The organism is Amycolatopsis sp. TRM77291 (genome assembly GCF_054166285.1).
In genome coordinates this window covers 6,182,808-6,203,138 of record NZ_JBSZHF010000001.1, presented here as the reverse complement: position 1 = coordinate 6,203,138, position 20,331 = coordinate 6,182,808, and the positions used below count along the sequence as shown (strand labels likewise).

26 protein-coding genes are annotated in these 20,331 nt (G+C 70.2%); 10 read left to right on the top strand and 16 right to left on the bottom strand.

Features of this window, described 5'->3' with window-relative positions; all coding sequences use genetic code 11:
* Window positions 1–23: 23 nt before the first annotated feature.
* From ACXIZN_RS28540 to ACXIZN_RS28525, 4 genes are all read right to left on the bottom strand, one after another.
* A complete protein-coding gene (locus ACXIZN_RS28540; protein WP_457958078.1) occupies window positions 24–647 on the bottom strand; it encodes a LysE family transporter in 624 nt (207 codons plus the stop codon).
* 308 nt (window positions 648–955) lie between these two features.
* Window positions 956–1,291, bottom strand: a complete 336-nt coding sequence (gene trxA, locus ACXIZN_RS28535) for a thioredoxin (protein WP_457958077.1) — start codon at window positions 1,289–1,291, stop codon at window positions 956–958.
* Window positions 1,292–1,687, bottom strand: a complete 396-nt coding sequence (locus tag ACXIZN_RS28530; protein ID WP_192746662.1) for a MerR family transcriptional regulator — start codon at window positions 1,685–1,687, stop codon at window positions 1,292–1,294. It lies immediately after the preceding gene.
* 42 nt (window positions 1,688–1,729) lie between these two features.
* The gene (locus ACXIZN_RS28525; protein WP_457958075.1) at window positions 1,730–2,125 is read right to left on the bottom strand and encodes a nitroreductase/quinone reductase family protein; all 396 of its coding nucleotides are present in this window, start codon (window positions 2,123–2,125) and stop codon (window positions 1,730–1,732) included.
* 27 nt (window positions 2,126–2,152) lie between these two features.
* Here ACXIZN_RS28525 and ACXIZN_RS28520 point away from each other — a divergent pair, with 27 nt between their 5' ends.
* Both ACXIZN_RS28520 and ACXIZN_RS28515 read left to right on the top strand, forming a co-directional pair.
* Window positions 2,153–2,983, top strand: coding sequence for an alpha/beta fold hydrolase (locus ACXIZN_RS28520; protein WP_457958074.1), 831 nt, complete (start codon window positions 2,153–2,155; stop codon window positions 2,981–2,983).
* Entirely contained in the window at window positions 2,962–3,555 is a 594-nt protein-coding gene (locus ACXIZN_RS28515) for a histidine phosphatase family protein (RefSeq protein WP_457958072.1), read from the top strand. Before ACXIZN_RS28520 ends, ACXIZN_RS28515 begins: the two co-directional genes overlap by 22 nt.
* Here the strand turns inward: ACXIZN_RS28515 and ACXIZN_RS28510 are convergent.
* The 3 genes from ACXIZN_RS28510 to ACXIZN_RS28500 form a co-directional block, all read right to left on the bottom strand.
* Window positions 3,516–3,986 (bottom strand): hypothetical protein, encoded by a 471-nt coding sequence (locus ACXIZN_RS28510; RefSeq protein ID WP_457958071.1) that lies wholly within the window; start codon window positions 3,984–3,986, stop codon window positions 3,516–3,518. The two genes, ACXIZN_RS28515 and ACXIZN_RS28510, sit on opposite strands and share 40 nt — an antisense overlap.
* Window positions 3,987–4,041: 55 nt before the next feature.
* The gene (locus tag ACXIZN_RS28505; protein WP_457958069.1) at window positions 4,042–4,653 is read right to left on the bottom strand and encodes a gamma carbonic anhydrase family protein; all 612 of its coding nucleotides are present in this window, start codon (window positions 4,651–4,653) and stop codon (window positions 4,042–4,044) included.
* A 65-nt stretch (window positions 4,654–4,718) separates the two neighbouring features.
* A complete protein-coding gene (locus ACXIZN_RS28500) occupies window positions 4,719–5,834 on the bottom strand; it encodes a C40 family peptidase (protein WP_457958067.1) in 1,116 nt (371 codons plus the stop codon).
* 80 nt (window positions 5,835–5,914) lie between these two features.
* Here ACXIZN_RS28500 and ACXIZN_RS28495 point away from each other — a divergent pair, with 80 nt between their 5' ends.
* The 5 genes from ACXIZN_RS28495 to ACXIZN_RS28475 all read left to right on the top strand — a co-directional run bounded on the left by ACXIZN_RS28495 (window position 5,915) and on the right by ACXIZN_RS28475 (window position 9,577).
* Entirely contained in the window at window positions 5,915–6,739 is an 825-nt protein-coding gene (locus ACXIZN_RS28495) for a biotin--[acetyl-CoA-carboxylase] ligase (protein WP_457958065.1), read from the top strand.
* 97 nt (window positions 6,740–6,836) lie between these two features.
* Window positions 6,837–7,412, top strand: coding sequence for a PH domain-containing protein (locus ACXIZN_RS28490; RefSeq protein WP_126735188.1), 576 nt, complete (start codon window positions 6,837–6,839; stop codon window positions 7,410–7,412).
* Entirely contained in the window at window positions 7,412–8,344 is a 933-nt protein-coding gene (locus ACXIZN_RS28485) for a hydroxymethylglutaryl-CoA lyase (protein ID WP_378442612.1), read from the top strand. The genes ACXIZN_RS28490 and ACXIZN_RS28485 overlap by 1 nt, the downstream gene beginning before the upstream one ends.
* 160 nt (window positions 8,345–8,504) lie before the next feature.
* Window positions 8,505–9,305: a TNT domain-containing protein gene (locus ACXIZN_RS28480; protein WP_457958064.1), complete on the top strand. Its 801-nt coding sequence runs from the start codon at window positions 8,505–8,507 to the stop codon at window positions 9,303–9,305.
* A complete protein-coding gene (locus tag ACXIZN_RS28475) occupies window positions 9,302–9,577 on the top strand; it encodes a hypothetical protein (RefSeq protein WP_457958062.1) in 276 nt (91 codons plus the stop codon). The genes ACXIZN_RS28480 and ACXIZN_RS28475 overlap by 4 nt, the downstream gene beginning before the upstream one ends.
* Before the next feature lie 293 nt (window positions 9,578–9,870).
* Here the strand turns inward: ACXIZN_RS28475 and hisN are convergent, their stop codons facing one another.
* A complete protein-coding gene (hisN, locus tag ACXIZN_RS28470) occupies window positions 9,871–10,659 on the bottom strand; it encodes a histidinol-phosphatase (RefSeq protein WP_457960621.1) in 789 nt (262 codons plus the stop codon).
* Between the two features lie 39 nt (window positions 10,660–10,698).
* Here hisN and ACXIZN_RS28465 point away from each other — a divergent pair, with 39 nt between their 5' ends.
* From ACXIZN_RS28465 to ACXIZN_RS28455, 3 genes are all read left to right on the top strand, one after another.
* Window positions 10,699–11,403, top strand: coding sequence for a response regulator transcription factor (locus ACXIZN_RS28465; protein ID WP_457960620.1), 705 nt, complete (start codon window positions 10,699–10,701; stop codon window positions 11,401–11,403).
* Window position 11,404: 1 nt separating this feature from the next.
* Complete coding sequence (locus tag ACXIZN_RS28460) at window positions 11,405–12,688, top strand: ATP-binding protein (RefSeq protein WP_457958061.1); 1,284 nt, start codon at window positions 11,405–11,407, stop codon at window positions 12,686–12,688.
* A 63-nt stretch (window positions 12,689–12,751) separates the two neighbouring features.
* Window positions 12,752–13,264 (top strand): hypothetical protein, encoded by a 513-nt coding sequence (locus ACXIZN_RS28455; protein WP_457958059.1) that lies wholly within the window; start codon window positions 12,752–12,754, stop codon window positions 13,262–13,264.
* Here the strand turns inward: ACXIZN_RS28455 and ACXIZN_RS28450 are convergent.
* The 8 genes from ACXIZN_RS28450 to ACXIZN_RS28415 form a co-directional block, all read right to left on the bottom strand.
* Window positions 13,242–13,655 carry a hypothetical protein gene (locus ACXIZN_RS28450; RefSeq protein ID WP_126735182.1) on the bottom strand — a complete coding sequence of 138 codons (414 nt, stop codon included), beginning with the start codon at window positions 13,653–13,655 and terminating at the stop codon, window positions 13,242–13,244. The two genes, ACXIZN_RS28455 and ACXIZN_RS28450, sit on opposite strands and share 23 nt — an antisense overlap.
* 4 nt (window positions 13,656–13,659) lie before the next feature.
* The gene (locus ACXIZN_RS28445; protein ID WP_034304824.1) at window positions 13,660–14,292 is read right to left on the bottom strand and encodes a helix-turn-helix transcriptional regulator; all 633 of its coding nucleotides are present in this window, start codon (window positions 14,290–14,292) and stop codon (window positions 13,660–13,662) included.
* Window positions 14,293–14,427: 135 nt separating this feature from the next.
* Window positions 14,428–15,075 carry a response regulator gene (locus ACXIZN_RS28440; RefSeq protein ID WP_192746649.1) on the bottom strand — a complete coding sequence of 216 codons (648 nt, stop codon included), beginning with the start codon at window positions 15,073–15,075 and terminating at the stop codon, window positions 14,428–14,430.
* Window positions 15,076–15,346: 271 nt separating this feature from the next.
* Window positions 15,347–16,183, bottom strand: a complete 837-nt coding sequence (locus ACXIZN_RS28435; protein WP_457958057.1) for an NAD(P)H-binding protein — start codon at window positions 16,181–16,183, stop codon at window positions 15,347–15,349.
* Window positions 16,184–16,194: 11 nt separating this feature from the next.
* Window positions 16,195–17,553, bottom strand: coding sequence for an MDR family MFS transporter (locus tag ACXIZN_RS28430; RefSeq protein WP_457958056.1), 1,359 nt, complete (start codon window positions 17,551–17,553; stop codon window positions 16,195–16,197).
* Between the two features lie 247 nt (window positions 17,554–17,800).
* A complete protein-coding gene (locus ACXIZN_RS28425) occupies window positions 17,801–18,340 on the bottom strand; it encodes a GtrA family protein (RefSeq protein ID WP_457958055.1) in 540 nt (179 codons plus the stop codon).
* Window positions 18,341–18,629: 289 nt separating this feature from the next.
* Window positions 18,630–19,109, bottom strand: a complete 480-nt coding sequence (locus ACXIZN_RS28420) for a GtrA family protein (RefSeq protein ID WP_457960619.1) — start codon at window positions 19,107–19,109, stop codon at window positions 18,630–18,632.
* 30 nt (window positions 19,110–19,139) lie between these two features.
* Window positions 19,140–20,192: a hypothetical protein gene (locus ACXIZN_RS28415; protein ID WP_457958054.1), complete on the bottom strand. Its 1,053-nt coding sequence runs from the start codon at window positions 20,190–20,192 to the stop codon at window positions 19,140–19,142.
* Window positions 20,193–20,331 lie beyond the last annotated feature (139 nt).

The following is a 20,331-nucleotide window of genomic DNA, read 5'->3' as shown; positions in this document are numbered from 1 at the left end:
GGTCCTCGATTCGCGACCGTTTCTCACCAGAGCAGTCGCAGCCCGAGCACGGTGATGAGCGCGCTCGACGCCAGCGCGGTCACCAGCCGCCCGCGGCGTCCGGTCAACGCCTTGCCGAGCACGGCGCCGCCGCCCGCGAGGAACAGTTGCCAGCTGACCGACGCCGCGAACGCCGCGGCCACGAAGACCACGTGTTCCGCTCCGCTCGCCGCGGCCATGTCCTCGCTGCCGAGTACGAGTGCCGCGAAGTAGACCACCGTCGTCGGGTTCAGCAGCGTGATCCCGAGCAGGCTCACGTAGGCCTTCACCGGCCCGATCGTGACCGGCTGCGTCACCTCGGCTTTCGCGGAGTCGCGGAAGTTCCGGATCCCGCTGAGTCCAATGTGGACGGCCAGCGCGAGCAGGACCACCACCGACGCCCAGCGCAGCGGTACGGCGATCGGTTCGATGACGGGGATGAGCCCGCCGCCGCCGAGAACCGCGGCCAGCGCGTACAACCCGTCGGCCGTGGCTACGCCGAGGGCGGCGTACGCGCCGATCTTGAGGCCCGATCTCGCCGTCAGCACCACGAGATAGGTCGCGACCGCGCCCACCGGGATGGCGATGCCGTACCCGGCGAGCAGGCCCGCGACGAGCGCGGCGCTCACGGTCGGACTGGAGTCGGCCTCCGCCAGGACCCGGCCTGCTGCTGCACCCGCACCCGTCGGACGACGGAGGACGGGTTCAGGAAGGCGCGGGTCGAAGTCATGGGAGAAGGATGCGAACGGACGGGGCGCGGCGCAACACAATTACTTCAGCGGTGCGTCGGCTCCGGTGCTCGTGTCGCGAAAGCCACTTTCGGGACATCAGACGTCGCGAAAGTGGCTTTCGCGACATGCCGCGGGGGCACCGGGAGGCGCCGAGGTTGCGAAAGTGGCTTTCGCAACGCCGACACGGCTGCCTTAACCCTCACCACTCACGAGAGGGCGGGCTGCAGAGCGGCGTCCAGGTCGGCCAGCAGCTTGGCCTTCGGCCGGGCCCCGACGGTCGTCCACACTGGACTCCCGCCACGGAAAAGGATCAGCGTCGGCAGCGACATGACCTGATAATTCCGTGCCGTGAGCGGGTTTTCGTCGGAGTTGAGCTTGCGGATGAGCAGCGCGTCCGCCCGCTCTTCGGCGATCTGCTCGAGCACCGGCGCGATCATGTGGCAGGGCGGGCACCATTGCGCCCAGAAGTCCACCAGGACGGGCGTGTCCTGATCCAGGACGAGCTCTTGGAAGGTTGCGTCGGTGACGACGGAAAGGGACATTCAGGCCTCCTCGTTTCGCGGCACGACGACGCACGGCCCCGGCGGCGTTTTCAGCGCACCCGCCAGCTTCGTCAGCAGGCTTTCCCGCACGTCGTTGAGCCGGGCCAGACAGGCGTCCACCTCGGCGAGTTTGCGTTGGTAGACCTCGATCGAATCGGCGCACGAGTCACCGGTCTCGTGCCCGGCGCGCAGGCACTCGACGAACGGCCTGGTGTCTTCGAGGCTGAGCCCGACCGCTTGCAGGGTCAGGATCTCGTTCACCAGCCGGTAGTCGTCCTCGTCGTACTCCCGGTAGCCGTTCGACGCGCGCCGTGCGTCGAGAAGCCCTTGTGACTCATAGAAACGCAGCGCGCGGGTGGTGGTTCCGGTACGCGCGGCGAGTTCGCCGATCCGCATGGAACCGAGCGTAAACCTTGCCCTTGGCGTCAAGGCAAACGTTCAGTCGTCGAGATCGATCCGGATGGTGAGGAGGTTCGTGCCGATCGCCCGCACGGCGGCGCTGTTGACCGTGGGCAGGGTCTTCAGCCGGGCGCGGGCGTCGTCGTCGGGGAGCAGGCGCGCCGTGCCGGTGTGCCACCGCCCCTTGAGCCGGAGCCGGACCCGCGGATCGGCCTGGATGTTGCGGACGTACTGCGACTTCTCGCCGAACTCCGAGACGATCCAGAACGAGCGGCCCACCCGGCGGCCACCGATCGGCGTGCTCCGCGGCAGCCCGGAGCTGCGGCCGGTGGTCTCCAGGACGGGCTGGGACGGCAGGCGGCCGAGGATCGGGTTGCCGACGTGGCGCTGAAAGGTCGTCGCCACGCGGTGCTTGATCTCGTGATAGCGGGACATGGCTCCAGGGTGCCCTACGCTCGGGCCATGGTGAGCGAGTCCGACGTGGACCTGGGGGACGGGACCACGCTTCACACGTACGACACCGGCGGGGCCGGACCGGTGGTCTTCTGGCACCACGGCACCCCGAACATCGGCGCCCCGCCGGTCCCGCTGTTCGCGGCCGCCGAGCGGCTCGGGCTGCGGTGGGTCTCCTACGACCGGCCCGGTTACGGCGGTTCTTCGCCGCGGCCCGGCCGGGATGTCGCGTCGGCGGCGTCGGACGCCGAAAAGATCGCCGACGCCCTGGAGATCGAGCGATTCGCGGTCTTCGGGCATTCCGGCGGCGGACCGCACGCTCTCGCCTGCGCGGCCCTGGCGCCGGAACGGGTGTCGGCGCTGGTCTGCGTCGCGAGTCCGGCTCCGTACGACGCCGAAGGGCTGGACTGGTTCGCGGGGATGGGCGCGGCGGGAGCCGCCTCGTTGAGGGCGGCCGCGGCGGGCCGGGCGGAAAAGGAGCGGTACGAGGCGACCGCCGAATACGACGCCGAGATGTTCACCCCGGCGGATCACGCGGCCTTGGCGGGCGACTGGAAGTGGGTGCTCGACGTGGTCGGTCCCGCGGTCGAGGGCGGGCCCGGCGGGCTGATCGACGACGACCTCGCGTACGTCGCCCCTTGGGGGTTCGCGCCGTCCGACGTCCGGGCGCCGGTCCTGCACCTGCACGGTGGCGCGGATCGGATCGTGCCGCCCGCGCACGGCGAATGGCTGGCCCGGCAGTGTGCGACGGCCGAGGCGCGCGTCTTTCCCGAGGACGGGCACGTCTCGGTGCTCCGTCACGGGGAGGCCGCGCTCGAGTGGCTGGCCGAGCGGGCGTGAGCTGCGAGGTCGTCCTGGTCCGGCACGCCGAGTCCGTTCCGCCATCACCGGGGAGGCCCGACGATCCGGAGCGGCCATTGACCGCGGCCGGCGTCGCCGCCGCGGAACTGCTCGCGCACGAACTCGCCGCGATGAACCCGACGGCGGTCGTGTCGAGTCCGTACCGGCGAGCGGTCGCGACGGTCGAGCCCGTGGCCAAGCGGGCCGGGCTCGAAGTCGCGACACGCTGGGAACTACGTGAGTGGGACTCGGGCTTGGAGCCGACACCGGACTACGCCGCGCACTACGAGCGATGCTGGGCGGATCCGGATTTCGCGCGTCCGGGCGCGGAGAGCCTGCGGCAGCTGACGGCGCGCGCGATGGCCGCCGTCGATCGGCTCGCGGAGGAGCATGACGGCGGTGTCGTGCTGGTGGGCAGTCACGGGACCTTCGTGTCCCGCCTGCTGGCCGGGGTCCGGCCGGGGATCGGCTGGCCGTTCTCCCGGGACATGCCGATGCCCGCCGTCCACCGGCTGCGCTGGCCTTACGAGCGCTACCCGGCGCCGAACGCGACGCGAAGCGACCTCTCGTAGTCCTGTCGCGAGAACGTCAGATCACCGATGCCGCCGTAATCCCAGTCGCGGTACGTATTACGCAGAGCCGACCAGGTCACCGTGTCCTCGGCGGCCACGATCTTCGCCACCAACGCCCAGCAGTCGTCGATACCGCAAGTGCACCCCAGCAGGAGGTGCTCGTCGTCTTCGACGCCGTGCGGAACGCGATCCGGCGCCCCGCCGAGGAGATGCTCGGCGGAAAGCCTCGTCGAGGGAGCGTAATCCCCGGCGAGCAGGGGTGCGGGCTCCGACGGGCATTCCTCGATGCTCTCCTTCTGTTCCGCGAGCGCGCCGGGAAGTTCGGCTTCGCGCACGAGCTCCAGGAACGAAACGCCGTCGATCAGGAACTGAAGCGACGTTTCCCGCTCGGCCGGTCTCGTGGAGATCCTGCGGAACTCGATCGAACGCATGGGCGCCACGGTAACCGCCGGTGCCGGGGCCCAAGGGTGGCTTGGCCGGTTGAGGTCAGAGCACGACGTCGTCCCGGTGGGCACCGAACTCGGCCGAGCGGGTTTCGGTGGCGTGTTCGGCGCGCCGGATCCGGTCGGTCCATGTCGCCGTGGCCCCGAACGCTGTTTCGGCGAAGCCCACTTCGCGGATGGCGTCGGGCAAGGCCGGGTCGCCGGCGGCGAGCAGCCGGACCGGGTCGCCCAGCGCGACCGTGAAGGGTGGCACGAAGTACTCGGCCGGGGTCTTGGTGCGCGCGTGTACCAGGGCGCCGACCGCGACGGTGGTGCCCTCGCCGAGCCGCGCGGTCTGCAGCACGGTCACCGCTGTCGCCAGGTAGGAGCACCGGCCGACCGTGCACCCCAGCAGGGTCGCGTGCGGGCCGACGAGTACGTGATCGCCGACGTCGACCGGTTGCGGTCCGGCCACCGCGGACGCGCGGAGCACGGCGTGCTCGCCGATGATGCTGTATTCGCCGACCGTCACCCGTGAGCCTTCGGCGTCCAGTACGGCGCCCGACAGGACACGTGCGTGGGCGGCCACTTCCACGTCGCCGATGAGGGTCGCGGTCGGTGCCACGTAGGCGTCGGCGTGTACCCGGGGCTCCCGGTCACGGTGTCGAATGCGCATGTCCGGACGCTACGAAAGGATCACCGGCGTGGCTGGCGGTTTTCCGACATGGCGTTCGGCGCGGCCTAATTCGCGGGCCGCCCCGCGCCGGTGTAGTCGTCGCCCTTCGAGTGATACGTGTGGATCTGGATCGCCTGGCCCTGGGTGGGCGCGTTGATCATCAGCCCGTTCCCGAGGTACAGCCCGACATGGTGGATCCGCGTCGCCGGGTTCCCGTAGAACACGAGGTCGCCGAGTTTCGGCTCGCCGGACACCTGCGGCAGCGCCCGGAACTGGCTGTCCGCGGTCCGCGGGAGCGAGATCCCGGCTTCGTCGTAGGACTTCTTGGTCAGACCGGAGCAGTCGAAGCCCGCCGCGCCCGCCTCGGGGCCGTTGCCGCCCCACACGTACGGAAGGCCCAGCTGGCCGAGGGCGAACCGGGTCGCCTTCACGGCGGGGCTGCCGGCACGGGCCGGGTCGAGGGACAGGGTCGCGTACAGCTGGGCGTTGCCCAGCACGCGCTGGCGGAACAGTTCGGCGTCGTTGCCCTTGCCGCCCTGGTAGCCGGCGATGGCCTTCCACCAGCCGTTGCCGCCGCCGAGGTCGGCCCCGGAGGCACACAGGGCGCGGCCGGCGGCGACCGACGCGGAGTCGGGATCGGTGATCGCGGGTTTCGCGATACCGGGGATCGACGCGCCGTGCTTCTTCCACTGCTGCGCCGAAAGGCCGAGGGGGTTGTCGCCGCCGCGTCCGTGGTTCGAGCTCGCCGCGCCGATCCCGGCGAGGGTTACCCAGGACAGGTGACAGTTCGGCTGCTCGCCGCGCAGCGCCAGTTCGCCGTTGGCGTACCCCATGAGCGACTTCGCCGGGATGTCGAGCGCCCCGGCGAGCTTGCCGGCCCACTCTTCGAGCGGCCGGGCGCCCTTCGGCGTCTCCTGCGCCTTCACCGGCGCGCTGACTTCGAGCACCGATGGACCGGCACCGCCGCCGACGGTGGCCGGATCCTGCTTGGCGGCGGGAACGGCGATCGGCTGGCGCCCGTCCGCCGGCACGGGATCGTTGCCGCCCGCGAGCAGCCAGCCCGCCGTCGCGAGCCCCGCGACCAGGGGGAGGGCGACCAGGCCACGCATCGCCACGCCGTGCGCCCACGACTTCTTCCGGCTGGTTTCGGGCGCGCTCGGGGCCGGGTCGGGCTCAGTCACGCCGTCCAGGTTATTGGAGACCACCTCTGCGTAACGAGCGAACGCCTTGCACGTTAGGGGGACTCTCATATTCTGGACGAATGAGTGAGACGGGAGCGCTCGACGCCGGGCGCCTGAGTGCCACGCTGTCCGGCCGGTACGCCGCGATCCAGGTCGTGGAGAGCACCGGGTCCACCAACGCCGACCTGCGGGAAGCCGCCACGAAGGGCGCCGGAGACCGCACCGTGCTGATCGCCGAAGAGCAGACGGCCGGGGTCGGCCGCCGCGCGCGGCAGTGGGCCTCGCCGAAGGGATCGGGCCTCTACGTCAGTGTCCTGCTGCGTCCCGGCGGCGTCCCGTTCGCCAATTTGGGTTCACTTTCCGTGGTCGCGGGCCTCGCGGTGCGGGAGGTCGCCGCGGGCATCGGCGTCGACGCCGTCCTCAAGTGGCCGAACGACGTCCTCGCCGGCCCCGAGCGCGCCAAATGCGCGGGCATCCTGGCCGAGGCCGTCGCCGGTGACGAGACCACCGTGATCCTCGGCATCGGCCTGAACGTGCTGCCGCTCGGCGAGAACGTCCCCGCCGGGCCCGGCGGCTTGCCCGCGACCTCGCTGGCCGAGCAGGGCGCGACCGAGACCGATCGCGCCGAGATCGCCTCGCGGCTGCTCACCGGTTTCGACGAGCTCGAACGCCGCTGGCGGCTCGCCGGCGGGTCGCTCGCCGAGGCCGGGCTGCTCGGGGACTACCGGCGGTACTGCGCCACGCTGGGCCAGGACGTCGAGGTCCAGTTGCCCGACGGCTCGGCGCTGACCGGGCGCGCCGCCGACATCGATCCCGCGGGCCAGCTCCAGGTCGACGTTCCGGGTGGTGAGCGGTACACGGTGTTCGCCGGCGACGTCGTCCACGTGCGGCCCGCCAAGGCCTGATCCGTGCGTCTCGATTTCCGGCGTCTCCTCTTCCGCGGGGACCGTTCGCCGGTACGGTGAGCTCACCAGCGCCGAACACACTTTGGGAGCGTCCGTCGTGGCCTATCCGGACGATTTGCTCAGCGAAAACGAGCACGTCGTGGTGCACAGTCACCCGCATTTCAAGATGCTGATCTTCCCGTTCCTCGCGCTGATCGTGACGCTCGGCGTGGGCATTTGGCTGGCCGTCGTCGCGAAGGACGCGACGGCCCCGTGGGACCTGATCTCCGAGATCGCGATCGCCGCGGTCGGGCTCGGTCTCGTCGTGTGGCTCTTCCTGGCGCCGTTCGTCCGCTGGCGCACGACGCATTTCATCGTGACCACGGACCGGCTGATCGCCCGTGAAGGTGTGCTTAAGCGGACCGGGATCGACATCCCGCTGTCGCGGATCAACAGCGTCCAGTTCGAGCACGGGCTGCTGGACCGCGTGTTCGGCTGCGGCACGCTGGTGATCGAGTCCGCTTCGGACGAACCGCTGAAGTTCGACGACATCCCCAAGGTCGAGCGGGTGCACACGGTCATCTACCGCGAAGTCAACGACAACCCGTACGACGACTTCGCGCCGGGTGCGCCGCAGCAGACCGAGCCGCTTCCGCCGCAGGGGCACCCGCCGCGCGGAAACCGGCGCCGCTGATGGGCACGCGAGAGCTGGGGCTGCCCGACCGCGTCCCGTCGGCCGCCGCGCTGCCGGAGCGGGTGACGATCTGGGAGGTCGGCCCGCGTGACGGTCTCCAGAACGAGAAGTCGATCGTCCCGGTCGAGGTCAAACTGGAGTTCCTGGACAAACTCGCCGCCGCCGGGCTGACCACGCTCGAGGCGACCAGTTTCGTGAGCCCGAAGTGGGTGCCGCAGCTGGCCGACGCCGAGCAACTCTTGGCGGGGCTGGAAAAGCGCGAAGGCGTCCGGTATCCGGTGCTCGTCCCGAACGAGCGCGGGCTGGACAGGGCGCTGGAGGCCGGGGTCTCGCATATCGCGATCTTCGCCAGCGCCACCGAAACCTTCGCCAAGAAGAACCTCAACTCGACGGTGGACGACCAGTTCGCGATGTTCGAGCCGGTCGTCACCAGGGCGCGCGCCGAAGGCCTCGACGTCCGCGGATACGTGTCGATGTGCTTCGGTGATCCGTGGGAGGGTGCCGTCCCGGCCGCGCAGGTCGCCGGGGTGGGTAAACGGCTCCTCGACCTCGGCTGCTCGCAGCTCTCGCTCGGCGACACCATCGGCGTCGCCACCGCGGGTCAGGTCGAGGCGCTGATCGGGCAGTTCGCCGACGTCGGCACCCTGGCCGTCCATTTCCACGACACCTACGGCCAGGCGCTGGCGAACACGCTCGCCGCCCTTCGCTGCGGTGTGTCCACTGTGGACTCCTCGGCCGGCGGGCTCGGCGGTTGCCCGTACGCCGAATCGGCCACCGGGAACCTCGCCACCGAAGACCTGGTGTGGATGCTCGACGGTCTCGGCGTCGAAACCGGTGTCGATCTCGACGCGCTGGTGGCGACGAGCAAGTGGATGGCCGGGAAGCTGGGCAGGCCTAGCCCGTCCCGGGTGGTCAACGCGCTCGCCGGATGAGGTTCGCCGGACTCGCGGACGGCGGCCGCGCCCCGCGCGGGCTTTGATGCGCTTGCGGGTATTCGCCGACGAGAACGACGGTCGGCGCTAAGGTCGTGACGCGTCCTGTCCGCTGCCTCCCCCGATCACCGGTGGGGTCCGATTCCTTGGGGGAGGTGCGGTGACCGATCCGAGCGAGGCCGGCACGGGCCCGATCCGGCTGCCTGCCGAGTACGACGCCCCGACCCCGCCGCACGGGGCGCGCGCGCCGTACGCGCCTTCGCCGTGGCCGCCCGCGGTGGCGCCGCTGCGCGTGCCGTTTCCGCCCCAGCCCGCCGCTCCACCTCCGATGGGGGCCTTGCGGACCGAGCGGGAGAGCGTGATCGCGCTGTTCCTCGTGCACATGTTCCCCATCGGGCATCTGCCGGTGGCGATGGCGAAACCCGCGCGCCAGTTGCCGCTCCCCGACGGCGGTTCCGGCCCGCAGGACCATCCTGAGGCGGACGTGCTCGACGACCTGGACGCGTTGTCCCACGTCAGCAGCGGTTTCCGGCGCTCGCCGACGGCTCCGGGCGTCGCGCCCCCGGCGGAGTTGACCAGGGGCCACGATCCGTGGGGCGGAATGTCCGAAGAGGACTGGAAAGCGCGTTTCGTGACTGAGACGGGTTACCTGTGGCCGGACGACGCCGTTCCGGCGAGGCCGGTGATGCTCGAGGTGGGCACCCATCTCGACCGCTTCGGGGATCAGCACGGCCGGGTGTTCGCCGAGGACGCGACCTTGTTTTCGATGCGTTCGCTGCCACCCGATCAGGTCACCTCGTACCGGCGTTACCGCGTCGCGCGGGCACTGCCGGTCTGGCGCTCGGTGACCGCGGGATGGTTCGGCCAGCCCGGCGGCGGGGTGTGCTTCCGCACGGTGCTGGGCGCCGATGAACTCGTCACGCTGGGCTTCCTGGCGGACGTCACGGGGGAGGTTCGGTGAACACGGGGACGATCCTGCGGTGGCTGGCCGCGTTGGGTGTGCCGCCCGAGGTGGTGTCGGTCGGCGCGGAGGCGGACAACGCGTGGTGCCTCATGCGCACCGAGGAGGAAGGCGCCGAAGCGGCCTGGGAGGTCTTCTGGCGCGAGCAGGGCAACCGGTACGACTGGGCCCGGTTCACCAGCGAGCAGGTCGCCTGCCACTACCTTTTCGGACGTCTGGCCTGGTCGCAGGTCGCGCGCGGTGCCGTCGGCCTGCTGCCTGGGGCGCAGTGACCCGTTGACCCTAGGGGAGTTGCGAAAGCCACTTTCGCAACTCGCTGCCCCTGGCACCCTTCCCAGCCAGCCCGGCAGCCCCGGTGTGGGGGGGGGGGGGGGGGGGGGGGGGGGGGGGGGGGGGGGGGGGGGGGGGGGGGGGGGGGGGGGGCGGGGCGCCGGGCCCCCCGCGCCCGCCGGCCCCCCCCCCCCCCCCCCNGTGGCGTGATATGGTGGCCGTGTCGCGAAAGCCACTTTCGCGACGCCTGATGTCCCGAAAGTGGCTTTCGCGACACACCCCGACGCCCGAGCGGTCAGCGCTTCAGGATCGCCAAGACCTCGTCGTGCAGCAGGCCGTTCGTCGAAAGCGCCGAGCCGTTGTCGTAGCGCGCTTCGCCGTTCAGGTCGCTGAACCGGCCACCGGCTTCGGTGATCAGCACCTGCGCCGCGGCGACGTCCCACGGGTTCACGATGCATTCCGCGGTGACGTCGAGCGCGCCCTCGGCGACCAGGCAGTGGTGCCAGAAATCGCCGAACGCGCGGCTTTCCCAGCAGGCGTTGACGAGATCGAGGTACTTCTCGCGGGAGTGGTACTCCACCCACGAGTTCAGGTCCGTTGTGGACAGATACGCGTCTTCGAGCGAGGCGACCTTCGACACCGAGATGCGGCGTGCCCCGGCGGAGTCGCTCATCCAGGCGCCGTCGCCGTCGGCGGCCCACCAGCGGCGGCCGAGCAGCGGCGCGCTGATCATGCCCACCACGGGCGTGCCGTCTTCGACCAGCGCGATCAGCGTCGCCCAGACCGGGACCCCGCGCAGGAAGTTCTTGGTCCCGTCGATCGGGTCGAGCACCCAGGCGCGGCCGGTCGCCGCGGTGCCGCCGCGTTCCTCGCCGAGCACCGCGTCGTCCGGCCGGTCCGTGGCGAGGATCGCGCGGATGGCGTCCTCGACGGCGGTGTCCGCGTCGGTGACCGGTGTCCGGTCGGGTTTGCGTTCCACCGCGAGGTCGAGCGCGCGGAACCGGGCGGTGGTGATGGCGTCGGCGGCGTCGGCCAGCCGGGTGGCGAGTTCCAGATCATTCTCGTAGCCAGGCACGGTGACGATGGTTTCACGCCCGGCAGTCGTAGAGTTGGCCAGGTGAGCATGGTGCTACTCGCCGAGGACGACCCGGCCATCGCCGATCCGCTTTCCCGCGCACTCCAGCGGGAGGGGTACGACGTGCGGGTCGTCGGCGACGGGCCCGCCGCCCTCGACGCGACCGAGAGCGACCGGGTGGACCTGCTGGTCCTCGATCTCGGACTGCCCGGGATGGACGGGCTCGAGGTGTGCCGCCGCCTGCGCGCCAGCGGCACCGAGGTGCCGGTGCTGATGCTCACCGCGCGCACCGACGAGGTCGACTTCGTGGTCGGGCTCGACGCCGGCGCCGACGACTATGTCGCCAAGCCGTTCCGGCTGGCCGAACTGCTGGCCCGTATCCGGGCCCTGCTCCGCCGCCGGGCGCCCGACGTGCTCGAAGCCGGGGGAGTGCGGATGGACCTCGGCGCCCGGATGGTCACCGTGGACCTGCACGAGGTGCAGCTGGCGAACAAGGAATTCGAGCTGCTCCGCGTACTGATGAGCCGCGCGGGCCAGGTGGTCAGCCGCGACGAGATCCTCGCCGAGGTGTGGAACGACCTCGAATCGAAGACCTCGAAGACACTCGACATGCACATGTCGTGGCTCAGGCGGAAGCTCGCCATCGCGGCCGACGAAGCCGCGGGCCGGTCGGGCAAACCCGGCGGGAACGGCGACGGCGAACGGCGGATCGCCACGGTCCGCGGCGTCGGCTTCCGCTTCAACGCGGAATAGCATGCGCCGCCGCATCCTCCTGGCGATCCTGCTCGCCGTCGCGGTCACCGCGGCGGTGCTGGGCATCCCGCTGGGGATCACCGCGTGGCAGCTGGTCGAGAACCTCAACCGGGAGAATCTGGCCTCTTCGGCACGCGGGATCGCGGCGACGCTGGACAACGAGATCGCCGTCGGCCAGCCGATCAACCTCGACCTGGTCCGCGTGGGCGTCCCGCAGGGCGGGCTGCTGACCGTCCGCGCCCAGGGACAGATCGAAAAACGGTACGGCTCCGACCCGGGCTCCGACGTGGTGTCCGAGAAGGCGCCGATCGCGTTGCACGGCGAGGTCGAGCTGGCCGTGCCCGCCGGGCCGATGCGCACGCGCCAGACCCAGGTCACCCTGCTGGTGGTGCTGCTGGTCGTGCTGTCGGTGGGCACCGGCACGGTGGTCGCGACGGTGACCGCGCGAAGGCTCGCGAAACCACTGAGACACGTCGCGGATCGCGCGGTCAAACTCGGCGGCGGCGATTTCCGGCCGGATCCCAAACGCTACGGCGTCGGTGAACTCGACATGGTCGCCGAGGCGCTCGACGCGTCCGGTTCGGCGCTCGCGCAGCTCGTCCAGCGGGAACGACAGCTCGTCGGCGACGTTTCCCACCAGCTGCGGAGCAGGCTGACCGCGTTGCAGCTGCGGCTGGAACCGCTCACCATCCACTCCGATCAGGACGTCGTCGATGAGGCGAAGGCCGCGCAGGAACAGGCCGACCGGCTCGCCGAGGCCCTCGACGAACTGCTGGCCGCCGCACGGGCGGCACGCGAGGTCGGCGCCGAACCGGTGAACCTGCAGGAAGTGCTTCCCGAAGTCTCCGAAGAGTGGCGACAGTTGCTTCGCGCCGAAGGAAGGCATCTGCGGATCCGCGTCACAGACGGGCTGAGGGCCAGGGCGACGCCGGGCCGGTTGCGCGAGGTCGTCGGCGTCCTGCTCGACAACGCGCTGCGCCACGGCGCGGGAACGGTCACGCTCGCCGCTCGGCGAGGCGACACGGAAGGCACCGTCGTCATCGAGGTCGCCGACACCGGAATGGGTGTGCCCGACGAGCTCGCGCCGCATATCTTCGAACGCGGTTTCTCCGGCGGCGGGTCGACCGGTGTCGGGCTCGCGCTCGCCCGCGCGCTCATCGAGGCAGACGGCGGCAGGCTGGAGCTGTCGAGCAAGCAGCCCGCGGTGTTCAGCCTCTTCCTGAAGGTGCCCCGGCCGGGCGACGTGGCCGAGGTGCGCTGGCCTGCCGAGCGGGTCCCGCGCTAAGACCTCCCCAAGGACGTCCCGATCGGGCAAGCCCCCGGAAGCGCGCCGACCTACCTTCGAGGGGTGCGTGCGACGGCGTTCCGGTACCACCCGCCGGTGAGTCCGGTGGCCGCGGCGACCCTGGAGATCGGCAAGGTGAGGGTCACCGTGGGGTTGTCCTTCGACGGTGCGCTGTACGCGTGCCGCCGCCCGCCCGGTGTGGTGGAGCGGATGGAGGCGGAAGCCTTGGATCTGTTGTCGAAAGGGCTGTTCGTCAGCGGGATCGACACTCCGGTCGCGACCGTGACCGGGGTGGCGGGACACCGGTTCGTCCAGCAGAGCGCCGAATTCCGGCCGCCGGACGCCCGGCTCTACCGGGGCATGTGCGGCGTCGGAGCCAGCCGGAACGGGCTGACCCTGACCGGCATCCTCGGCTACCGCCTCGAAGTCCGGGCGGGATGGGCGAAGCGGGCCGGTGAATGCGGCCTGCCCGAGACGGCCGCCGAATGGTGCGAGCTCTTCGGCGGACAGCTGTCGTCCATCGGCGGGGTGGTCCTGCGGCGGTCGTCGGTGCTCAGTCTCGGTACTCCGCCGTGACCGTGACGACGAACGCCGCACGGGCGGGCAGGCCGAGGCCCGCCCACAGCCCGGTCGGATCGGTTCGCCCGAGCGCCATCCGCGCCTGCTGGTCGCCGACCATGAGGAACTCCGTCCCGAGCAGGATCCGCAGCGAGCGGTCGAGCAGGGTGTGCTCGTCCCGGACCTTGTCCGCCTGCGCGGTGACCAAATAGGACAGTTCGCACCGCTGCCCCCGCACGGCGCCGGTTTCCGGGCCGGCGCCGTGCAGGGCGAAGAGGAACAGATCGACGCTCGACACCCGCGTCTCGGTCTGCCAAGTGGGTTTCGGCGGATCCAGCCGGACCACCGTCCCCTCCGGCAGATGGGGCGCGATGAGCAGGCACAGCGCCTCGTCGACCTGGCTGATCACGGGGTCAGATCAATCCCTCACGCAGTGCGTAGGCCACCGCGTGCGAGCGGTTCCGGAGCTGGAACCGGTTGGTCACGTCGTGCAGGATGCTCTTCACCGTGCGCTGCGAATAGCAAAGCTGGTCCGCGATCTCCTGTGTCGAGAACCCCGACGCGACCAGCTTGAGCACCTCGGTCTCCCGGCTGCTCATGCCGCCGAAATGCAGGCCGCGCGGCTGCAGCACCTGGCGTTGCAGCCGCGAGACCCGGTGCAGCAGCCTGCCGAGCAGGTCGGGCGGCAGCGCGCCTTCCCCGGCCGCGGCCGCCTTGATCAGCCGGACCAGGACGTCGGCGCCCGCTTCGGACCGGCGGGCGACCGCGCAGACACCGTGTTCGATGGCGCTGAGGATCTCGTTGTCGTCGACTTCACCCGCGATGAGCACGATGCGGGTGAATCCTTGGTGGTGCAGCGCGGACAGCAGTTGCGTCATGGCCTCGTCGAGGCGGTCGGTGACCAGGAGGGCCACCATGGTCGGGTCGGCGGTCTCCCCGTCCACCAGCCAGACGTCGTCACGGGAGCGGAGCGTCATGCAGACGCCGTTGTGCAAAATCGGATCGGTGGCGCGGACGACCACCGGTGTCCTGTTCGGTTCGAACATGTGATTCCCATTCCCCTCGAACGGTGCGAGGGTCCCACCCCTCGCGCTACTCACCCTGCCGGGCGAGGTGTCCCGAGCGCATGGGACTCCGGTCCCGGAATTGCCCGAAAAGCCGCCCTTATCGGGGTCGCTTTTTCACCGGCCCAACCCCGCTTCGCGGGCACGGACGATCGCTTCGGCGCGATCCGCGACGTGGAGCTTGCTGAAGACATTCGAAATATGGTTCCGCACGGTTTTCGGGCTGAGACAGAGAGTGCTGGCGATGGCGGTGTTGCTGTGCCCGCCCGCGATGAGGGAGAGGACCTCTCTCTCGCGGACGGTGAGTTCCGGGAACACCGTGTCCGTGCTCGGCTGCGCGTGGTTGAAGAAGCCGAGAACGCGCGTCGCGATGTCCGGCCCGAAGATCGCTTCGCGCCTCGCGACGGCGTGAACGGCGCGGATGATTTCGTCGGGCTCCGCGTCCTTCAGCAGATATCCGCGGGCTCCGGCCCGCATCGCCGAGAACACGGATTCACTCTCGTCCGCCATGGTCAGCATGAGCACACCGACGTCCGGCCGTTCGGCGACGATGTGCCGGGTCGCTTCGGCGCCGCTGATATCGGGCAGATGCAGGTCCATGACCACGACATCGGGCCGGAGCGCGCTCGCCGCGCTGATCGCGTGCGCGCCACTCGCGGCTTCGCCGACCACGTCGACCAGCGGTTCGTTGGCGAGCAGCGTGCAGACCCCGAACCGGAACAGCGGATGGTCGTCGACCACGAGCACACGAAGGCGTTCGTTCATACGGTTCCCCCCTGTCTCCCCGACGCGGCACGTTAGCGAGAGGGCCGCTCGGTGGACAACGCGTGGTCCGGACAGCGGACCGGCGGAAATTAAACGCCTGATGAGTATCGCGTAATCGCGGTGGCTCGCCCAACCCATTAACCCTTTCGGCGCAAGTTCGGGTCTCAAGTCCGTGAAGGCCTCCTTGCCTACCCTGAAGGTAGGTAAGGAGGCCTTCACGGACCGGCCGGAGCCAGGCGGTAGCAAAGGTCCCTTGCTCCCTTTACGCAGGTCAGGCGAACGCGGCGGCGTGCTCCCGAGCCCAGTCCGCGAACGTCAGCGGCTCCCGCCCCAGCAGCTCGCGAACGGTGTCGAACACGATCTCCTCGTTGCCGGCCGACTGCCGCTTGAGCTCGAAGAGCCCATCAACCGCCGAAGCGGGCCAGCCGTACCCGAGCATCCTCGCCCGCGAAGCGGCTTCGGGCTCTTCGACGTACGTCAGCGGCCGCCCGAGCGCCTCGCCGAGGATCTCGACCTGCCGCCGCGTCGTGAGCGCTTCGCCGCCGGTGATCGGGTACGTCCTGCCCGCGTGCCCATCGGTGGTCAACACGGTCGCGGCGACTTCGGCGATGTCGCGGACGTGCACCAGCGCGGACGCAGGATCGCCTTCGGTTACGCGGACCACCCCGTCATCGCGCACGGCGTGCAGCCACGCGAACCGGTTGTCCATGAACGTGCCGGGACGCAGGATCGTCCAGTCCGGCCCGGCTTCGCGGACGGCTCGTTCGGCCTCGGCGTGCACGAGGGAGATGGGGTCGGTCTGTCCGAAGTGGACGCCGGTCGTGGAGAGCTTGACGACGTGCGAGACGCCGGTGGCGGCCTCGAGCACGGCCCGCTCCTGGGCGAGCGGGTCCGAGCCGTGCCCGGAGGTCAGCACGAACACGCGGTCGGCACCGTCGAGCAGCGCGGGGTCGAAGGCGTCGAGATCACCGGCGGCGACCTCGGCGCGCGGATCGATCCGGGCGCGGGCGGGGTCGCGCGTCAGGGCACGCACGCGAGCGCCCCTGTCCAGCAGCGCGGGGACGAGCTCGCGGCCGATTTTGCCGGTGGAACCGAGGACGAGAATCATCGGAAGACTCCTTAGTTGTTGTGCCGCAACGAAACGCGCGGCAGGAAGAGGGATGCGGCGAGGCCGACGGCCAGGGCGGGGACCATCACCCAGAACACGCCGTTCAGCGCGGACGAGTAAGCGGCGGGACTGTCGTCGGTGAAGGCGTTCGTGAACACCGCGCCGAAAACGGTCAGCCCGGCCGTGGTGCCGAGGGATCGCAGGAAACCGACGGTCGCCGAAACCGCGCCGAGATCGGTCCTGGCGGCGTTCTGCTGCGCCGCCATGGAAAGCACCTGCATGTTGAGCCCGGCCGCCGCGCCGAACACGACGAGATAGGCGACGACGATCGGCAATGGCGTCGTTTCGTCCATTGTGGACATCGCGAGCGCGGCGGCGAGGCCGAGGACCATGCTGAGGATCGGTGCCCAGCGATAGGCGCCGGTCTTGGCGATGACCCTGCCCGCGACCATCGACGACGCGGCGACCGCGAGCGTCATGGGCAGCAGCAGGAGTCCGGCTTCCGAAGGCCCGGCGCCGCCCGCGGTCTGCAGGAAAAGCGCCAGATAGTTGACCGAACCCAGGAAGACGAACCCGGCGGCCGCGCTGGCCAGCACGCTCAGGCTGAACATCCTGGAGCGGAACAGCCGCAGCGGGATCACCGGTTCGGCAGCCCGGCGTTCGATGAGCAGGAACGCGACGAGCAGCACCGCGCCGATCGAGGCCGACAGCGGCGTCGCCAGGGTCAGGCCGACGATCGCGCCGGAGAGGACGACGATGCCCGCGAGGTCGAACGGCGCGGTCGTCCGGCGTCGTTCGAGGCGCAGGTAGCGCGCGACGACACCGAACGCGGCCAGCCCGATCGGCACGTTGAGGCCGAAGATCGACCGCCAGCCCACGACGTCGGTCAGGACGCCGCCGACGACAGGGCCCGCGAGCGAGGACCCGGCGAAGCAGATCGAGAACCAGGCGAAGTAGCGGGCGCCTTCGCGTCCCGGGAACAGTTCGCCGATGATCGCGGCGACGGCGACGAACAGGCCGCCGGAGCCGATGCCCTGAAGTACGCGGGCGGCGATCAGCAGCGGCATCGTCGGCGCGAGCGCGCAGGCGAGGGAGCCGAGGACGAACAGCGCGATCGCGGCGAGCACGACGCGCTTGCGGCCGAAGAGGTCGCCGAGTTTTCCGTGGACGGGCGCGCTGACGCTGCCCGCGAGCAGGTAGGCGGTGGTGACCCAGGCGAACGACGCGGCGCCGCCGAGCTCACCGACCATGCGCGGCAGCGCGGTCGCGACGACCTGGGCGTCGAGCATCGCCAGGAAGACGGCGGCGAAGAGCCCGACGAGGGCAAGGGTGTTTCGGGCGCGCGGCGGCGCGCCGAGAGCGGTGCTCAAGGAAGAGATCCATTCACTGGAAGAAACGAGGGAACGCGAGGGACGCGGGGCAGTGCTCGAAAGCAGCCCCGGATCCCCGCCAAGACGGGAAAAGGCTCAACCGTCATCCGAACCGGATGCGGTCCTCTTCGCGCTTGGCGATCACCTCGGATTCGTCCCGCTCGACCGTACGAACCCGGCCGGCGTCATCAGTGAAGGAACGTTGACATGGATGACCTTAGACAATCACATGTCTTGTGACAAGTACTTAGCGCAGGGGAACGACGTCGTCGTCCGGCTCGTCGCTGTCCCGGCGGCGTTTGCCCAGCTCATCCGGGAAGACCCACTTCTTGAATCCCCAGAAGCGGAAGAACATCGCCAGCAGCATGCCGATGATCGACCCGCTGGTGAAGTCCGCCAGCTCCTGGACCAACCGCGTCACGTGCGGCACTTCGAGGTCGAAGATGTAGCGCGACGTGTAGAGCGGAATCAGGTTGACCACCACGGCGATGCCGCTGATCACGAAGAAGAGCGCCGCTTCGTGATGCCGTTCGCGGCCGCCGCGGGTCCGGAAGGACCACTCGCGGTTGAGGATGTAGGACACGATCGTCGCGACGATGATCGCGATGGCCTTCGCCGTGGTCGGCTTCGACTCCAGCACGCTGAGTTTCAGCAGGTACCAGACGCCGTTGTCGACCAGGAACGTCGTGCCGCCCACGATCGCGAACTTCAACAGCTCACGGTGCTTGATCAGCACGGATCGGAGCGGCTCGGGCGTCCTGGAGAGGACGGATTCGACCACGGTCACCGGATCAGTCTAATTCGCGGCGCCCGCCGAACGGGTCGGCAGGGGATGGACAGCGCGATATATGACGCTTTGGGCGGTTCGGTGGGGGTCGTGAGTCAGCGGTTCTTGGCCTGGGTCGGCCCTTGCCCTGCGCTCGTGTCGCGAAAGCCACTTTCGCGACGTCTGATGTCCCGAAAGTGGCTTTCGCGACGCCACTTTCGCGACGTCTGATGTCCCGAAAGTGGCTTTCGCGACACGCCGCGCCTGCGGAAAGAGAGCAAGGGACCTTTGCTACCGCCCGGCGGGCGGATCAGGCGGCGGAATCGTCGGGAATGTCGGAAATCTCCCGCCCGCCACCTCGCAGCAGCCGCGGCCGGGCGTCCGCCTCAGGGAAGACCCACTTCTTGAACGACCACCAGCGGAAAGCCGTGCCGAGCAGGGTGCCGACGATCACGCCGCTGACGAAGTCGGCGATCTCCTGGGTCAGCAGCCCGACATACGGCTGCTCCAGCTTGAACACGTACCGCGAAACCAGCTGTGGAAGCGCGTTGAGGCCGAGCGCGATCGCGCTGAGCAGGAAGAAGAGCGCCGCTTCGTGGGCTCGCTCACGCCCGCCGCGGCTGCGAAAGGACCATTCACGATTCGCGACGTACGAGAACACGGTCGCCACCAATACGCCGATGACCAGCGCGGTGACCGGCTTATCGGTGAGCACGGTGAACTTGAGCCCGTAGGTGATCGTCATCGTGATGACGAAGCTCGCGCCGCCGACCAGTGCGAACCGCAGCAGTTCGCGATGCTCCCCCGCATGCGGGCGACGCTACTGGAAAATGCGGTCGACCACTCCGTTGGGCCGCGTGGACGGCTTGGACTTGCCGGGCTGCGGCGGCGCGCTCGTGGTCGTGGTCGTCTCCGCCGGCTGGGACGGCTCCCGCTGTGCAGGCGCCGAAGGCGACACGGACGTCAGAGGCTTCTTCGTCGGAACGGGCCACCCCGGTCGCCCGGGCTTCGTCGTGTCCGGAGCGCCCGAAGGCTTCGAGGTGACCGAAGGCAGCGAAGGCACCGTGGTCGACGGAAGGAGCGCGTCGTCGTCACACCAGTGGTGCCAGCAGTCGAAGTAGACCTCGACCGGCTTCGCCTTGGCAGCGCCGAGGGTGGCGTTCACCGTCACCGGGACATGCGCCGGCGGACGGCCCTTCAGCGTCACCATCAGGTTCGCCTGGCGCCCCGGAGCCAGCGCGCCTCGCGAAGTGCACGACGCACCTTCGCCGGTCGGTGTGCAACGGATGCCGGAGAAGCTCGACGAGTAGAGAATGCGGTGATCGAGCGTGATCGTCACCGGCTTCGTCGTCTCGCCCGTGTTCTTCACGCTGATGTTCAGCAGCGGGTTGCGGTTCCAGGGGAACCCGGACAGGCCGACGCTCCTGGCCGTCAGGGTGAGGTCGTCCCGCGGCTCCGGGGGTTTCGGTGGTGCCGGCACCTTGACCTGCACCTCGACCCGGACGTTGATCTGCGCGCCCGCCGTCACCGATCCTCGGACCACGCTGCCGTCCTTGGCCGTTTCGTCGGCGAGCAGCCGGAACGTCAGCACCGCGGACTGGCCCGGTTCGAGGCCGGTACCGGTCCGGCAGGTCACCGTGCCCGTGCCGCCGGGGCAGCTCACCGCGATCGTGGCGGGCGCCTGCCGCCGGAAGCCGTCGGCGCCGACCGCGCCGCCACCGGCGGCGGGAACGGCCCGCACCCCGTTCGGCAGATCCAGGGAAACCGCCACGGGCTCGGACTTCGCCCCACCGTCGTTGCGCACGGTGATCGGCAGGTTGGCCGGCACACCGGGCCTGAGCTGGACCCCACCGGGCGGGGTCGATGCCGACATCGACGGACGCGCCGGGTCCGTCGGCGAAGGTGCGGGTGCGGGAGCCGGAGCGGGCGCCGGGGCTTGGGCCGGAGGCGGCGCCTGCTGAGCGGGCGGCACGGGCTGCTGTGCCGGGGGTGGGGCGGCCGGAGGCGCCGGG

Excerpts from the sequence above, each read along its gene's own strand:
- trxA (WP_457958077.1), bottom strand. The coding sequence starts at position 1,291 with ATGTCCCTTTCCGTCGTCACCGACGCAACCTTCCAAGAGCTCGTCCTG.
- ACXIZN_RS28530 (WP_192746662.1), bottom strand. The coding sequence starts at position 1,687 with ATGCGGATCGGCGAACTCGCCGCGCGTACCGGAACCACCACCCGCGCG.
- ACXIZN_RS28525 (WP_457958075.1), bottom strand. The coding sequence starts at position 2,125 with ATGTCCCGCTATCACGAGATCAAGCACCGCGTGGCGACGACCTTTCAG.
- ACXIZN_RS28520 (WP_457958074.1), top strand. The coding sequence starts at position 2,153 with ATGGTGAGCGAGTCCGACGTGGACCTGGGGGACGGGACCACGCTTCAC.
- ACXIZN_RS28510 (WP_457958071.1), bottom strand. The coding sequence starts at position 3,986 with ATGCGTTCGATCGAGTTCCGCAGGATCTCCACGAGACCGGCCGAGCGG.
- ACXIZN_RS28505 (WP_457958069.1), bottom strand. The coding sequence starts at position 4,653 with ATGCGCATTCGACACCGTGACCGGGAGCCCCGGGTACACGCCGACGCC.
- ACXIZN_RS28495 (WP_457958065.1), top strand. The coding sequence starts at position 5,915 with ATGAGTGAGACGGGAGCGCTCGACGCCGGGCGCCTGAGTGCCACGCTG.
- ACXIZN_RS28485 (WP_378442612.1), top strand. The coding sequence starts at position 7,412 with ATGGGCACGCGAGAGCTGGGGCTGCCCGACCGCGTCCCGTCGGCCGCC.
- ACXIZN_RS28465 (WP_457960620.1), top strand. The coding sequence starts at position 10,699 with ATGGTGCTACTCGCCGAGGACGACCCGGCCATCGCCGATCCGCTTTCC.
- ACXIZN_RS28460 (WP_457958061.1), top strand. The coding sequence starts at position 11,405 with ATGCGCCGCCGCATCCTCCTGGCGATCCTGCTCGCCGTCGCGGTCACC.
- ACXIZN_RS28445 (WP_034304824.1), bottom strand. The coding sequence starts at position 14,292 with ATGTTCGAACCGAACAGGACACCGGTGGTCGTCCGCGCCACCGATCCG.
- ACXIZN_RS28440 (WP_192746649.1), bottom strand. The coding sequence starts at position 15,075 with ATGAACGAACGCCTTCGTGTGCTCGTGGTCGACGACCATCCGCTGTTC.
- ACXIZN_RS28435 (WP_457958057.1), bottom strand. The coding sequence starts at position 16,183 with ATGATTCTCGTCCTCGGTTCCACCGGCAAAATCGGCCGCGAGCTCGTC.
- ACXIZN_RS28415 (WP_457958054.1), bottom strand. The coding sequence starts at position 20,192 with ATGTCGGCATCGACCCCGCCCGGTGGGGTCCAGCTCAGGCCCGGTGTG.